Below are 14,418 nucleotides of genomic sequence, written 5' to 3'. Positions count from 1 at the left end.
CTCCGAGGCGGCGCGGCTGGCCCTCGCCGCGGCCGCCGCCAGCGCCCTGCTGACCCTCGCCCCCCAGCGCGCCGTCTGCCGGCTGGGGCCGCTGCTGCTCGCACTCGCCGTGCTGGCCGGACCCTCCGTGCTCCAGGCCACCGGCGAGGCGGCGGCCCGCGCCGGCGTGCTGCCGCCCTCCGGCCTGCACCGCGTCGCGATCTGGGACTTCGCCGCCGCCCGCGCGGCCGAGCGCCCGGTGCTGGGCTGGGGGTTCGAGGCCTCGCGCGCGATGCCGGGCGGCGAGGCGCGCATTCCGGCTGCGACCTTCGACCGGCTCGCCCCGCCCGGACCGACGCGGGATGCGCTCGACGCCATGCCCGATGCCTTCGTGCAGAGCCTGCCGCTGCATCCGCACAATGGCGGGCTTCAGGTCCGGCTGGAGCTCGGCATGGTGGGGCTGCTGCTGGCGGCACTCGGGGCCTGGTGGATCGGGCGGGGGATCGTGCGGGTGACCGACCGGGTGGTGCTGGCGGCGGGGGCGGGCGCGGCCGCGGCGGGGCTCGCGGTGGCGCTGATCGCCTTCGGGGTCTGGCAGGCCTGGTGGGTGGCGTCGCTGATCCTCGCCGCGACCGGCTGGCGGCTGGCGGCCGCGCCGCGCTGAGCGCGGGTCACTTTATCACTTTATGCTTTTATTCCTTTATCCGGCCGCCGCGCATGGCGTTAAGCAACTGATTTTCGCGGGTTCTCGGAGGGTGTCTGATGGAAATCCTATACCCGCAGAGCGGCGGCGGCGCAAGCGCCGGGTGGCGGTGCTGCCGCCTGCGCACCGTCCGGGCGCTACGACGATACCGACGCGGCGACCCTGCTGGCCGATCTCCGGACCGAGGTCGGCGCGGTGCTGAAGGCGAAGGCGGTGCTGCCCGGAGCAGGCGCGGTCACGGCGTGCCCCGCGTGGGCATCGTCCCCTGTGCCGCGATGAAGGCGCGCACGGTGGCGATTGCGCGCAGCGAGCGTCGCGCCGCCGAGCCCCGCGAGTGGGACGGAGCGCTGCCGCCCGGTTCCCTCGACCCCGCTCGGAACCGGGGCGGGGTGAGGCTCGCGGCCAGCGCCGCCTTGCCGTGAAGGGGGCGGCGCGCGTCCGGCATCATGAGGCGCCCAGAGCCACGGACAACCGGACGCCATCGCATCGAACCCTCGCTGCGGCGTGCACCATGCGCAGGCCGGGTCACGCATTCGGCAGTTCGATCTGGAGGTCCCGCCCGAAGACGATTCCGGCCGCCTCGCAGGCGGCGCGCAGGATCGTCTCCTTCTGCCGGTTCGCGATGTTCGTGTTCGCGAACCATCCCGGCGCGATCTCGGCGGTCTCGCCACGAAGGTCGGGCCTGTGGGGATGCACCTGCGCCGGATTGCGCGCGATGTGGTTCACGTTGCGCCCCGCGACCAGCGGTGCCAAGCGCGCGCAGAAGGTGCCGTCCTCGGCAGCCAGGGTCCGCAGGATCGCGAGAAACGCGTCCTTCGCGGTCGGCGCGATATCCACCACGCCGCGGAGCTGGTACAGCGCCTCGCGTGAGCCGTACGAGCGAGGCGGAACGGGTCCGCCCGGGTCTCTCACCCCGTGCGCGTGGGAGGCGTCAGGGTGATCGACAAGGACGAAGAAACCTACCGGGACGAAGGCGTCACGTAGATGGCTGTTCGGGAGCCGCGGTCAGCCACCGGGCATAGGCCCGAATGTCGATCATGGAGACCGTGGCGGTCTCTTGAAGACGGGCGATCAACTCGAACAGAAAGGCTGTCGCGGCCTTGCCTTGGGGACGAATCCAATAGACTCCCGCCTGATCGCAGGCGAAAACGCCGTGCGCTGCAACGCAACCAAGATCAAGGCGGCTGTCGTCGTCGCCCGCACAAAGATTGTCGATGAGCGTTTGCCCGAGAGGGGGATTCCACGCGCTCTCGAGCGTCAAAAGGCCCGCCAGGATTCGGGATAGAGGTTTCGGCGGGTAGGTGCCGCCCGCATGGGGGATGGGAAGGCTCGTCCGATGAAGGCGCCGGACACTCGCTACCTTTCGGTGGGCATAGGTGATCTCCGGCGCGGCGATGCTCTGCTTCGCCTCGAACACGGCATACACACTTTCGGCCGGGATGATGGTCTGCCCCTCATGCTGGAAGACTAATGGCGAGTACTGCCGATCGAACACCACGACGTCGATCTGCTCGCTGAATGCACCGGTGCTGTCCACGACGTGCGCCTTAGCCGCCTTGTAACGGCGCGGGAGATAGGTCTGAAGCAGATCAAGCCATACGGCTTCGCTGGCATCCCCCTTGTTGACGGGGTGCCCCATCGTCTCGCGGGCGAGTTTTAAGCGATGCTCGATAGTGTCGTGCAATCCGGCCAAGAGCTTTGGGAGGGAGAACCCGCTCATCTGACGATCTGATTCCAGTCGGTGGCCGCGAGGGCCTGACGTGCTGCCGCGACTACCTTCGCCTTCTCGGCCGCGGTCAGGTCATCCGAGATGACGTTGTTGGTGTTAGCGGGGTCCATCACACGGGCATTTGGGAAAGTGTCGCGGATGTAGCGAAGCGCCTTCCATACGCGATCCGCGAGGCCGCTGTTTGCACCGCAAAGGGCGCTGATCGTGGTCAGCTCGAGATAGAAGGAAGGGAAGTCGAGTCCCTTCTGATGGCGCCAGAGTTTAAGGACGCGGATTTCCTGGGCGCGTCCACTGCGGATGACGTGGTTGATATGCGTGGCGACATTCGTCTTCGTCCAGGTATCGGCCTTTCGTCGATAGAGGCTGTGGTCCTCGCTGTAGCTGTCCTGGCGCTTCGCGGGGACGAGATCGACCGAGTAGCCGTTGACGCTGACGTTGATGGAGACGTTCTGCTTCCTCGGCTTATAGCCCTTTTGGGCCATCCAGTCGGCCAGCGAATTGTAGATGTCCCGCATGGTCTGTGGGACGTTCTCGGAGATCGAAATGAAGAGGTCGATGTCCGTCCCGCTCTTGTTCGCCGTCCCTTTGGCGAAGGACCCGCTCGGCCTGACGAAGCGAAGGTGCTGGCCTGCCCATTCCTGCAAGGCGGGCATCAGCCGCGCCTGAACGCCGCGCACGGGTGCTGCCGGACCCGTATCGACGGCTTCCCGGGCGAGGATCTTCAGAAGGTAGGCGTCGGCGGTCACTAGCGGTTCCTGCGCTTTTGTCGGGAATATTGGCCCTCAGCCCCCCCATCCCTGGCTGGTCCGCCTTCGAATCTTCGAGTAGGTCTGCGCGGCTATCTACGGGACGGGCTGAAGCGTGGAGACGTTCGCGCGTCGCGTCAATCACCTCAAGGGTATCTAACCCCCCCCCCGACCCCCCGTTCCCCTTGACGCCCACCCCCCTTTGCCCCACAACCCCACCCGTTCCGGCCCACCCGGACCCTGACCCGCCCCCAGGGGCGCCGCCGCTCCGCGAAGGCTCGCGCAGCGGCGCAAAACCGTTTGGGGCACCGGAACACGAAGGAGCGGACGATGTTCGACGCCCTCTCGGGCAAGCTGACCGGCATCCTCGACAGGCTGAAGCGCCGCGGCGCGCTCTCGGAATCCGACGTCGCCGAGGCGCTCCGCGAGGTCCGCATCGCCCTCCTCGAGGCCGACGTCGCGCTCCCCGTCGTCAAGGACTTCATCGCCAAGGTGCGCGACCGCGCCGTGGGCGAGGCGGTGCTGAAGTCCGTCACGCCCGGCCAGCAGGTCGTCAAGATCGTCCACGACGCCCTGGTCGAGATGCTGGGGCCCGCGGCACCCGGGCTCGACCTCGCCGCCTCGCCCCCCGTCGTCGTGCTGATGCTCGGGCTGCAGGGCTCGGGCAAGACCACCACCGCCGGCAAGATCGCGCTCCGCCTGAAGGAGCGCGAGAGGAAGCGCGTGCTGCTCGCCTCGCTCGACACCCGGCGCCCCGCCGCGATGGAGCAGCTCGCCATCCTGGCCGACCGCGCCGGCGTGATCAGCCTCCCCATCGTCGCGGGCCAAGGCCCGGTCGAGATCGCCCGGCGGGCTCTCGACGAGGCCCGCCGCGGCGGCTTCGACGTGCTGGTGCTCGACACCGCCGGCCGGCTCGCGATCGACGAGGCGCTGATGGCGGAAGTCGCCGAGATCGCAGCCGTCGCCCGGCCGCACGAGAAGCTCCTGGTCGTCGATGCCATGACCGGCCAGGACGCCGTCACCGTCGCCCGCGCCTTCCACGAGAAGGTCGGCGTCACCGGCATCGTCATGACGCGGATGGACGGCGATGCGCGCGGCGGCGCCGCGCTGTCCATGCGCGCGATCACCGGCGCGCCGATCCGCCTGGTCGGCGTGGGCGAGAAGCTCGACGCGCTCGAGGACTTCCACCCCGACCGCGTGGCGGGGCGCATCCTCGGCATGGGCGACGTGGTCTCGCTGGTCGAGAAGGCGGCCGCGACGATCGAGGCCGAGGAGGCCGAGAAGCTCGCCGCGAAGATCCAGAAGGGCTCCTTCGACCTCGAGGACTTCCGCCGCCAGCTCGCCCAGATCGCGAGGATGGGCAGCCTTCAGGGCCTGCTCGGCATGCTGCCCGGTGTGGGCAGGATCAAGGCGCAGATGGCCGAGGCCAAGCTCGACGACCGGATCATCAAGCGCCAGATCGCGATCATCGACAGCATGACGAAGGCCGAACGCCGCCGCCCCGAGATCATCAAGGCCTCGCGCAAGAGGCGGATCGCCGCCGGATCCGGCACCAGGGTCGAGGACGTCAACCGCCTTCTGAAGCAGTTCGACGACATGACGACGATGATGAAGCGCGTGCAGAAGATGGGCCAGAAGGGCCTGCTGCGCCAGGGCCTCGGCGCGCTCCTGCCCGGCGGCATGAACCTGCCCGGCGGCGGCCGCCGCCCCTTTTGAACACGAACCGAACCGCGAAAGGACCGAACCGCGAATGAGCCTGAAGATCCGCCTGAGCCGCGCCGGCGCCAAGAAGCGCCCCTACTACCACATCGTGGTGGCCGACAGCCGCAGCCCGCGCGACGGCCGCTTCATCGAGAAGGTCGGCGCCTACAACCCGATGCTGCCCGCCGACCATGCCGACCGCGTGCGGCTGAAGGAGGACCGCATCCGCGAGTGGCTCGGCAGGGGCGCGGAAGCGACCGACCGGGTGGAGCGCTTCCTCGCCAAGGCCGGCATCGTCGCCGCCGCCCCGCGGCCGGCCCAGACCAAGCGGCACCTGCCGAAGAAGAAGGCGCAGGAGCGCGCGGCCGCGGCCGCGGCCTGAGCGGAGCCCGCGCGGAGCCGCCATGCCCCCCGACCGCGTCCTGCTCGGCCGCTTCGGACGCCCGCACGGCGTGCGGGGGCTCCTGCGCGTGCAGTCCTTCACCGCCGATCCGGCCGACATCGCCGCCTACGGCCCGCTCGCCGACGAGACGGGCACGCGGACGTTCCGTCTGCGGGTCGTCCAGCCGGGCGAGATGCCGGTGGTGGCGGTCGAGGGGGTGGCCGACCGGGAGGCGGCGGCGAGGCTCACCGGCACCGCCCTCTACGTGCCGCGCGACCGCCTGCCGCCGCCCGGGGAGGAGGAGTTCTACCACGCCGACCTGATCGGGCTCGCGGTGGAGGACGGCGCGGGCCGGCGCCTCGGCACGGTCGCGAGCGTGAACGACCACGGCGCCGGCGCGTTCCTGGAGATCGACATGGCGACCGCAGGAAAGGGGGCGCAACCGCTGCTCGTGCCCTTCACGCGCGCCGCCGTGCCGGTGGTCGATCTCGCCGCGCGCCGCCTCGTGGTCGCCCCGCCCGCGGAGGTGATCGTGCCGCCCGCGGCGGATCAGCCGGAAGGAGCGGCGGCATGAGCTTCCGCGCCCTCGTCCTCACCCTGTTCCCCGAGATGTTCCCGGGTCCGCTCGGCCACTCGCTGGCGGGCAAGGCGCTCGCGCGCGGCGACTGGTCGCTCGAGACGATCGACATCCGCGGCTTCGCCACCGACAGGCACCGCAGCGTCGACGACGCGCCGTTCGGCGGCGGGCCCGGCATGGTGATGCGCCCCGATGTCGTCGATGCGGCGGTCGCCGAGGCGCTGTCGCGCGCCCCGGACCTGCCGCTGATCGTGTTCACCCCGCGCGGCCGGCTGCTGACCCAGAAGCGGGTGCGCGCGCTGGCCGAGGGGCCGGGCGCGATCCTGCTCTGCGGCCGCTACGAGGGGATCGACGAGCGCGTGATCGCGCATCGCCGCATGGAGGAGATCTCGATCGGCGACTACGTGCTCTCGGGCGGCGAGCCGGCGGCGATCGTGCTGCTGGATGCCGCCGTGCGGCTGCTGCCCGGCGTGATGGGCGCGGCCGAGAGCAGCGTCGAGGAGAGCTTCGCCGCGGGGCTGCTGGAATACCCCCACTACACCCGCCCCGCCGTCTGGCAGGGCATGGCGGTGCCGGAGGTGCTGGCGGGCGGCAACCACGCCGCGATCGCCGCCTGGCGCCGCGCCGAGGCCGAGCGCATCACGCGCGACCGCCGCCCCGATCTCTGGAGTGCCTACCGCGCGCTGGCCGAGGCCGCGCCGACCGCCTGACATGGAAGCCATGACGCCGCGCCGGCTTGGCGCGGCCGGTGAAGAGTGAGAAGGAGACCGCGATGAACATCGTCCAGCAGATCGAGGCCGAGCAGGTCGCCAGGCGCGCGGCCGAACGGCCCGTGCCCGAGTTCGGCCCCGGCGACACGCTGCGCGTCTCGGTGCGCGTGGTGGAGGGCGAGCGGACGCGCCTTCAGGCCTTCGAGGGGGTGTGCATCGCGCGCAAGAACGCCGGCATCAACTCCAGCTTCACGGTGCGCAAGATCAGCTACGGCGAGGGGGTGGAGCGCGTCTTCCCGCTCTATTCGCCCAACGTCGCCGAGATCAAGGTGATGCGCCGCGGCGATGTGCGGCGCGCCAAGCTCTACTACCTGCGCGGACGCACCGGCAAGGCGGCGCGCATCGCCGAGAAGCTGGGGCTCGGCGCCGGCGCGCCGGCCGAGGCGCCGGGCGAGGCGCCGGCCGAGGGGCAGAACGGCGCCGAACAGGCCTGAGAGGGGGGAGACGGTCGCGATGGGTGAGGGGACGGCACCGCGCACGCTGTTCGACAAGATCTGGGACAGCCACGTCGTCGAGCGTCTGCCGGACGGCACCTGCATCCTCTACATCGACCGCCATCTCGTGCACGAGGTGACCAGCCCGCAGGCCTTCGAGGGGCTGCGCATGGCCGGCCGCCGCGTGCGCCGGCCCGACGCGACCTTCGCGGTCGCCGACCACAACGTGCCGACCTCCGACCGCTCCCGGGGCATCGACGAGCCCGAGAGCCGCCTGCAGGTCGAGACGCTGGAGAGGAACGTCGCCGAGTTCGGCGTGCCCTACTTCCCGCTGATGGATGCGCGCCAGGGCATCGTGCACATCGTCGGGCCGGAGCAGGGGATCAGCCAGCCCGGGCTGACCATCGTCTGCGGGGACAGCCACACCTCGACGCATGGCGCGGTCGGGGCGCTCGCCTTCGGCATCGGCACCTCCGAGGTCGAGCACGTGCTCGCCACCCAGACGCTGCTGCAGAAGCCGGCGAAGAACATGCTGATCGAGGTGCAGGGCCGGCTGCCCTTCGGCTGCACCGCGAAGGACATCATCCTCGCGATCATCGGCCGGATCGGCACCGCCGGCGGCACCGGCCACGTGATCGAGTACGCGGGCGAGGCGATCCGCGACCTCGACATGGCCGGGCGCATGACGGTCTGCAACATGTCGATCGAGGCCGGCGCGCGCGCCGGCCTGGTGGCGCCGGACGAGAAGACCTTCGCCTATCTCAAGGGCCGGCCCTACGCGCCCAAGGGCGAGGCGTGGGAGCGCGCGGTCGCGTACTGGAAGACGCTGCCCTCGGACCCGGGCGCGCGCTACGACACCACCGTGACGCTGAAGGCCGACGAGATCGTGCCGCTGGTCACCTGGGGCACGTCCCCGGAGGACGTGGTGCCGATCACCGGCGCGGTGCCTGATCCTGATAGCGAAACGACCGAGGCGCGCCGCGCCGCCAAGCGGCGGATGCTCGAGTACATGGGGCTCACCCCCGGCACGCGGATGCAGGACATCCGGGTCGATGTCGTCTTCATCGGCTCCTGCACCAACGGGCGGATCGAGGATCTGCGCGCCGCCGCCGCGGTGGCGAAGGGCCGCAAGGTCGCCGAGGGCGTGCGCGCGATGGTGGTGCCCGGCTCGGGCCTGGTGAAGCGGCAGGCCGAGGACGAGGGGCTGGACCGCATCTTCCGCGAGGCCGGCTTCGAGTGGCGCGAGGCGGGCTGCTCGATGTGCCTCGGCATGAACCCCGACCAGCTCCGGCCCGGGCAGCGCTGCGCCTCCACCTCCAACCGCAACTTCGAGGGGCGCCAGGGCCCCGGCGGGCGGACGCACCTGATGAGCCCGGCCATGGCCGCCGCCGCCGCGGTGACCGGCCGGCTCGCCGATGTCCGCCAGCTCGTCGCGCACTGAGGGGGACGCAGGATGCAGCCCTTCACCACGCTCACCGGCATCGCCGCGCCGCTGCCGATCCCGAACGTCGATACCGACAAGATCATCCCGGCGCGGTTCCTCAAGACGATCAAGCGCTCGGGCCTCGGCAGGAACCTGTTCGACGCGATGCGTTACCTGCCGGACGGATCGGAGAACCCGGACTTCATCCTGAACCGGGAGCCCTACCGCCGCGCCGAGATCCTGGTGGCGGGGCCGAATTTCGGCTGCGGGTCGTCGCGCGAGCACGCGCCCTGGGCGCTCCTCGACTTCGGCATCCGCTGCGTGATCGCGCCCGACTTCGCCGACATCTTCTACAACAACTGCTTCAAGAACGGCATCCTGCCGATCAAGCTGCCGCAGGAGATCTGCGACGCGCTGATGGAGGATGCGCGGCTCGGCGCGAATGCGCGGCTGACGGTGGATCTCGAGCGCCAGGTGGTGGTGCGGCCGAACGGCGAGGAGATCCGCTTCGAGATCGATCCGTTCCGCAGGCACTGCCTGCTGAACGGCCTCGACGACATCGGCCAGACCATGGCGCACGCGGCGAAGATCGACGCCTACGAGGCGAAGCGCCGGGCCGCCGAGCCCTGGCTGTTCGCGTGACGGCCGCGCGGCCGCGGGGACGATCCCGCGCCGGCAACGGGGAGGGCTGACATGGCATCCAACAAGAAGCTGCTCGTGCTGCCGGGGGACGGGATCGGGCCCGAGGTGATGCGCGAGGTGCGCCGCATCATCGACTGGTTCGACCGCCGCCGCGCGCTCAGCTTCGAGATCGAGGAGGCGCTGGTCGGGGGCGCGGCGATCGACGCGCTCGGCACGCCGATCGCGCCCGAGACGGTGGCGAAGGCGAAGGCTGCCGATGCGGTGCTGTTCGGCGCGGTGGGCGGGCCGAAATGGGACACGCTCGGCTTCGACATGCGCCCCGAGATCGCGATCCTGACGCTGCGCAAGGAGCTCGGCCTGTTCGCCAATCTGCGCCCCGCCCAGGTGCTCGATCCGCTGGTCGATGCCTCGACGCTGAAGCCCGAGATCGTGCGCGGCCTCGACATCATGATCGTGCGCGAGTCGACGGGCGGCATCTATTTCGGCGAGCCGCGCGGCATCGACACCCTGCCCGACGGCACGAAGCGCGGCTACAACACCGAGGTCTACACCACGGCCGAGATCGAGCGGGTCGCGCGCGTCGCCTTCGAGCTCGCGCGCAAGCGGCGGAACAGGGTCTGCTCGGTCGAGAAGGCGAACGTGATGGAGTCCGGCCTCCTGTGGCGCCAGACCGTCACCGATCTCCATGCGCGCGCGTTCGCCGATGTCGAACTCAGCCACATGTACGCCGACAACTGCGCGATGCAGCTGGTGCGCAACCCGCGCCAGTTCGACGTGATCGTGACGACGAACCTGTTCGGCGACCTGCTCTCCGACCTCGCCTCGATGCTGACCGGCTCGCTCGGGATGCTGCCCTCGGCGACGCTCGGCGCGGCGGCGCCGGACGGCACGCGGCACGCGCTCTACGAGCCGATCCACGGCTCGGCGCCCGACATCGCGGGCAAGGGGATCGCCAATCCGATGGCGCAGATCCTCTCCTTCGCCATGCTGCTGCGCTTGAGCTTCGGGCTCGAGGAGGAGGCGAGGCTGGTCGAGCGCGCCTGCACCAACGTGCTCGCCTCGGGGCTGCGCACGGCCGACATCATGCAGCCGGGCCTCGCGCGCGTCTCGACCCAGGTGATGGGCGACGCGGTGGTGCGCGAGCTCGACAAGATCGGCGGCTGATCGGCCCTTGCCCCCCGAGGGGGCATCCGCTATCACGCCCGCCTCCGGCGCGCGCCCGTAGCTCAACTGGATAGAGCACCAGACTACGGATCTGGGGGTTAGGGGTTCGAATCCTCTCGGGCGCGCCACGCCTCCCTTGGGCCGCGACGAAGAGGCGACCCGCCCGCTGTCTCCGCAAGCCCGGGGCGCGATCCCCTCCGCACAAGGTCAAGCCGTTGTGCTCGGGTGTCAGTCCGGCTTGATCCCTCCCTCCCGCACGATCCGCGCCCAGCGTGGGATCGCGGCCTGGAAGGTCTCCCGGGCCTCCTCCGGGGTGCTGCCGACGGGATGGAAACCGAGCTCCGCCAGCCGCGCGCTCATGCCCTGCAGGGTTGCCGTGCGGGTCGCCTCCGCCAGGCGGGCGATGACGGCCTCGGGCATGCCGGCAGGGCCGATCAGCGCGTTGATCAGCGCGGCATCGACCTGGGGAAACCCTGCCTCCGCCATGCTCGGCACATCGTGCAGCAGCGCCGACCTTTCCGCTCCCGTGATCGCGAGCGCGCGCAGCCGTCCTGCCCTGACATGCTCGACCACCGCCGGCACCGTGCCGAACGCCATCTGGACGCGACCGGCCAGCAGGTCCGTGAACATCGGCCCGCCGCCGCGATACGGCACGTGCAGGTACGCGAAACCGGCGGCTTGGCGGAACTGCTCGCCGGCCATGTGCACCGCCGTGCCGTTGCCGGCCGAGCCGAAGATGATGTCCTCGGGCTTGGCCTTCCCGTGCGCGACCAGTTCGGCGACGGTCCGCCACGGTGCCTGGGACGCCACGACGAGCGCGAGCGGCGCGCGGACCAGCAGCGAGACCGGCGCGAAGTCGCGCAGGGCGTCGTAGGGCAGACGGTCACCGAAGAGACCGGGATTGACCAGGAAGGCGGTGTCGACGATGCCGAGCGTATAGCCATCCGCCGCCGCGGTCGCGACCGCCTGGGTGCCGGTGATGCTGGCCGCCCCGCCACGGTTCTCGACGACGAAGGACTGGCCCAGCGTCCTCGTCAGCTCCTGCGCCAGAAGCCGCGCGATCGTGTCGGTCGCGCCGCCCGGCGGATAGGGCACGATGATGCGGACGGGACGGCCGGGATAGGCCTGCGCGCGTCCCCGTCCCGATGACGCGATCAGAAGGATCCCGCCGGCGAGCAGGCTGCGCCGGCGTAGCGTCGATCCGTCCATGGCCTCCGTCCTCCCCATGCCTTCCCTACGCGGCGCCGAGCCGCCAGTGATCGGTGATCCAGGGCTCGAGCCGTTGCGGATCAAGATCGATGCCGATGCCCGGCGCGTCCGGCACGGCGATCGTTCCGTCCGATCGCGGATCCATCGGTCCGAGCAGCGTCAGCAGCGGGTTCGGCGTGGCGTCGATCTCGATGAAGGGATAGGGCATCGGTCCGCCGCCCCGCCGGGCGGTCAGCAGTGCCGCCGCCTGCAGCGCGGCATGCGCGTTCACCGTCGTGCCGAAGACGTGCGGGATCACCGGGACGTCGAAGGCGTCGGCCAGGGCGGCGACGCGCCGCAGCCCCGTGAAGCCGCCGCAGACGGTCAGGTCGGGCTGCAGCACCGAGAAGGTCTGCGCCTGCAGGAAGTCGCGGAACGCCGCCAGGCTCGCCAGGGCCTCGCCTCCCGCGATCGCGCATCGCGCCGCCCGCGCGACCTGCCGATAGCCGCCGACGTCCTCGGGCTGCAGCGGCTCCTCGATCCAGAGGAGCTCCGCCTCCTCCATGCGCCGCGCGCTCTCGATGGCTGCCCCCACGGTGTAGCCCTGGTTGATGTCCACCATCAGCGCGATGTCGGGACCGACCTGCCGCCGCATCGCCCTCATCGCCAGCCCATCCTGACGGGGAGCGATGCCGACGCGCGGCTTGATGGCCCGGAAGCCGCGGCGAAGCAGAGCCTCGACCTCGCGGGGATAGGCGTCGTAGGGGGCCCCCCGTTCGGCGATGAACGGACCGCTCGCATAGGCGAGGAGACGATCGCGCAGACCTCCGCCGAGCATCTGCGCGACGCTCATGCCCTGGCTGCGCGCGGCGAGGTCGTGCAAGGCCATGTCCACGGCGGAGATCGCCATCATCGCAGCGCCACGCCGGTCATAGCCGAGCGTCGCCACCATGTCGTGATACAGCCGGCCGAGGTCCCGCGAGGACCGTCCGAGGATCAGCGGCGCCAGCCTCGCCCGCACGAAGGCGGACGCGGCGAAGGGAGAGGCGAACACTTCCCCCCAGCCGGCGGAGCCGTCCTCGCCGATCAGCTGGAGCAGCAGGAAGTCACGCCGGCGGATCACGGCCGACGCGTTGCCGAGCGCCGGATCGGGTGCGAAACCGACAAGGAATCCCCTGATGCCGACGACCCTCACGCTCCCTCCGCGCGCTGCGCCTGCGGCAGAGCGTGCGGAGGCGAATGCATTCTGTCAAATAGAGGGAACTGCAAGAATCATGTATGAAAGGTTATGAAGCTGAACCTGCGCGAGCTCGAGGTCTTCCGGGCGGTCATGGAGACCGGCAGCGTCACCGCGGCGGCCCTTGAGCTCGGCATCACCCAGCCGGCGGCGAGCAAGATGCTGCAGCAGGCGGAGCAACGGCTCGGCTTCGCCCTCTTCCGGCGCGACCGCAGGCAACTGGTACCGACCCCCGAGGCGCATGCGCTGCTCCCCGAACTGCTCGGCACGCTTGCGAGCATCGACGGGCTGGAGCGATTGGCCGAGGCGTTGCGGGCGGGGCAGAGCGGACAGCTCTGCATCGCCGCCGTGCCCGTCCTCGCCACGGCTCTCCTGCCGCCCGCCGTCGAGGTCTTCCGGGCGCGGCACCAGGACGTGTCGGTGCGGCTGCGCGCCATGTCGGCCCTCGAGGTGGTCAATCACGTCGCCGATCACCGTGCCGATCTCGGCGTGATCCTCGGCGACACCGGCGATCGCCGGGTCGAGGCGCGGCCGTTCCGCTCATCGGCGATCGGCTGCGCGCTCCGGCGCGATCACAGACTGGCCTCCCGCCGGCATCTCACCCTCGGCGACCTCGCGGGGATCGCCGTGATCTCGCTCGGCGCGCGGCAGCCGGTCGGGCAAGCGTTGCTCGCGGCGCAGGCACGGGCCGGGGTCCAGTGGCGGCTCGCGGTCGAGGTGTCGCAATCGAGCATCGCATGCGCGCTGGTGCGCGCGGGGGCGGGCGTCGCCGTCCTCGACGGGTTCGGACTCGCCGAAGCCCGCGCGCAAGGCCTCGTCACACGTCCGCTCGTCCCGCGGCTCCTTCTCGAGGCGACCCTGGTCGTCCCGCACGGCCGGGTTCCGACACGCTTGGCCTCGGCGTTCTGCGCGACCCTGGAGCGGCTGGACGCTGTTGCGGACCCGTGCGGCCCCGGTGGCGGACGCCCGCGCCGGCGCGGGAGGGGGGCATGACGCGGCCGCGTGGCAGAGAGGCCCGCCGGATCGTGCCGCCGGCCGGGAACCGCGCCAGTCCCTCCGGGCGGGCATTCTCGCGCATCCGGCCGTTCCCGGCTCCGTGCGGTCCGCGCTGGAGCAGATCGCATACGGCTGGAATCGGCCGTAGGCGTGACGATGCCCGCAGGGACAGGTGGAAGCGGTCTCCGCGCGTGTGGCGACCGCTTCAGGCCGTCATCCGCTCCCAGAACATCGCCGCGTAGCGGCGGAACCACACCGAGTACCGCTCCGGCCGGAGGCCGAGATCGGCGCGCAGCGCCGCCGCCTCGACCCAGGCGCAGGCCTCGACCTCCGCCGGCTCCGGGACGCAGTCGCCGTGCCACACCGCGCCGAAGACGTGCACATACTCGTGCTCCACCAGGGCGCCGCCGACCGGCGCGCGGTAGACCGTCTGGAACAGCGGGGTCAGCACGGCCAGGCTGATCCCCATCTCCTCGCGCAGCCGCCGCAGCGCCGCCTGCGCCACCGGCTCGCCCGGCCGCGGATGGCCGCAGCAGGTGTTGGTCCACACCCCGCCGGAGTGGTACTTGCCCGCGGCGCGCCTCTGCAGCAGGAACCGCCCGTCCGGCGCGCGCAGCACCACCGAGAGCGCGCGGTGCAGGCGGCCCTCGCGATGCGCCGCGAGCTTCTCCATGACGCCGACCGGGCGGTCGCGCTCGTCCACCAGCACGACCTGTTCCACGGCCGCGCCGGCCGGCAGGGCGGCGC

16 protein-coding genes and 1 tRNA gene are annotated in these 14,418 nt (G+C 71.2%); 11 read left to right on the top strand and 6 right to left on the bottom strand.

Going from position 1 to position 14,418, the window contains the following annotated elements:
• On the top strand, positions 1–643 hold a 643-nt coding region (locus tag FK498_RS19310; RefSeq protein ID WP_370510902.1), incomplete at its 5' end, for an O-antigen ligase family protein.
• A gap of 564 nt (positions 644–1,207) precedes the next feature.
• Here FK498_RS19310 and FK498_RS12510 read toward each other — a convergent pair.
• The 3 genes from FK498_RS12510 to FK498_RS12500 all read right to left on the bottom strand — a co-directional run bounded on the left by FK498_RS12510 (position 1,208) and on the right by FK498_RS12500 (position 3,157).
• Positions 1,208–1,522: a hypothetical protein gene (locus FK498_RS12510; protein ID WP_141855042.1), complete on the bottom strand. Its 315-nt coding sequence runs from the start codon at positions 1,520–1,522 to the stop codon at positions 1,208–1,210.
• A gap of 136 nt (positions 1,523–1,658) precedes the next feature.
• Positions 1,659–2,402: a DUF6602 domain-containing protein gene (locus FK498_RS12505; protein ID WP_141855040.1), complete on the bottom strand. Its 744-nt coding sequence runs from the start codon at positions 2,400–2,402 to the stop codon at positions 1,659–1,661.
• Positions 2,399–3,157 carry a nucleotidyltransferase domain-containing protein gene (locus FK498_RS12500; protein WP_141855038.1) on the bottom strand — a complete coding sequence of 253 codons (759 nt, stop codon included), beginning with the start codon at positions 3,155–3,157 and terminating at the stop codon, positions 2,399–2,401. The genes FK498_RS12505 and FK498_RS12500 overlap by 4 nt, the downstream gene beginning before the upstream one ends.
• Positions 3,158–3,487: 330 nt before the next feature.
• Here FK498_RS12500 and ffh point away from each other — a divergent pair, with 330 nt between their 5' ends.
• The 9 genes from ffh (at position 3,488) to FK498_RS12455 (ending at position 10,378) form a co-directional block, all read left to right on the top strand.
• Positions 3,488–4,873, top strand: coding sequence for a signal recognition particle protein (gene ffh, locus FK498_RS12495; protein ID WP_141855036.1), 1,386 nt, complete (start codon positions 3,488–3,490; stop codon positions 4,871–4,873).
• A gap of 34 nt (positions 4,874–4,907) precedes the next feature.
• Positions 4,908–5,240, top strand: coding sequence for a 30S ribosomal protein S16 (gene rpsP / locus FK498_RS12490; protein WP_141855034.1), 333 nt, complete (start codon positions 4,908–4,910; stop codon positions 5,238–5,240).
• Between the two features lie 22 nt (positions 5,241–5,262).
• Positions 5,263–5,814 (top strand): ribosome maturation factor RimM, encoded by a 552-nt coding sequence (rimM, locus tag FK498_RS12485; protein WP_141855032.1) that lies wholly within the window; start codon positions 5,263–5,265, stop codon positions 5,812–5,814.
• Complete coding sequence (trmD, locus tag FK498_RS12480) at positions 5,811–6,527, top strand: tRNA (guanosine(37)-N1)-methyltransferase TrmD (protein WP_141855030.1); 717 nt, start codon at positions 5,811–5,813, stop codon at positions 6,525–6,527. Before rimM ends, trmD begins: the two co-directional genes overlap by 4 nt.
• A 62-nt stretch (positions 6,528–6,589) precedes the next feature.
• Complete coding sequence (rplS, locus tag FK498_RS12475) at positions 6,590–7,021, top strand: 50S ribosomal protein L19 (protein WP_141855028.1); 432 nt, start codon at positions 6,590–6,592, stop codon at positions 7,019–7,021.
• Between the two features lie 19 nt (positions 7,022–7,040).
• The gene (leuC, locus tag FK498_RS12470) at positions 7,041–8,462 is read left to right on the top strand and encodes a 3-isopropylmalate dehydratase large subunit (RefSeq protein ID WP_141855027.1); all 1,422 of its coding nucleotides are present in this window, start codon (positions 7,041–7,043) and stop codon (positions 8,460–8,462) included.
• A gap of 12 nt (positions 8,463–8,474) precedes the next feature.
• On the top strand, positions 8,475–9,086 hold the full coding sequence (leuD, locus tag FK498_RS12465) for a 3-isopropylmalate dehydratase small subunit (RefSeq protein ID WP_141855025.1): 612 nt from the start codon (positions 8,475–8,477) through the stop codon (positions 9,084–9,086).
• A 51-nt stretch (positions 9,087–9,137) separates the two neighbouring features.
• Positions 9,138–10,250: a 3-isopropylmalate dehydrogenase gene (gene leuB / locus FK498_RS12460; protein ID WP_141855023.1), complete on the top strand. Its 1,113-nt coding sequence runs from the start codon at positions 9,138–9,140 to the stop codon at positions 10,248–10,250.
• A 51-nt stretch (positions 10,251–10,301) separates the two neighbouring features.
• Positions 10,302–10,378, top strand: a tRNA-Arg gene (locus FK498_RS12455).
• A gap of 100 nt (positions 10,379–10,478) precedes the next feature.
• Here the strand turns inward: FK498_RS12455 and FK498_RS12450 are convergent.
• Entirely contained in the window at positions 10,479–11,459 is a 981-nt protein-coding gene (locus tag FK498_RS12450; protein WP_161988402.1) for a tripartite tricarboxylate transporter substrate binding protein, read from the bottom strand.
• A 25-nt stretch (positions 11,460–11,484) separates the two neighbouring features.
• On the bottom strand, positions 11,485–12,633 hold the full coding sequence (locus FK498_RS12445) for a mandelate racemase/muconate lactonizing enzyme family protein (protein WP_141855019.1): 1,149 nt from the start codon (positions 12,631–12,633) through the stop codon (positions 11,485–11,487).
• 93 nt (positions 12,634–12,726) lie between these two features.
• Between FK498_RS12445 and FK498_RS12440 the strand changes: the two genes are divergently transcribed.
• The gene (locus FK498_RS12440) at positions 12,727–13,668 is read left to right on the top strand and encodes a LysR family transcriptional regulator (RefSeq protein WP_141855017.1); all 942 of its coding nucleotides are present in this window, start codon (positions 12,727–12,729) and stop codon (positions 13,666–13,668) included.
• Between the two features lie 208 nt (positions 13,669–13,876).
• Here FK498_RS12440 and idi read toward each other — a convergent pair.
• Positions 13,877–14,418 (bottom strand): isopentenyl-diphosphate Delta-isomerase (gene idi, locus FK498_RS12435; RefSeq protein ID WP_370510901.1); only part of this gene is annotated, 542 nt, incomplete at its 5' end.

It is taken from the genome of Elioraea sp. Yellowstone (genome assembly GCF_006704265.1).
GTDB lineage: Bacteria > Pseudomonadota > Alphaproteobacteria > Acetobacterales > Acetobacteraceae > Elioraea.
The sequence above is the reverse complement of the archived record's forward strand: the minus strand, read 5'-3'. Positions and strand labels throughout refer to the sequence as shown.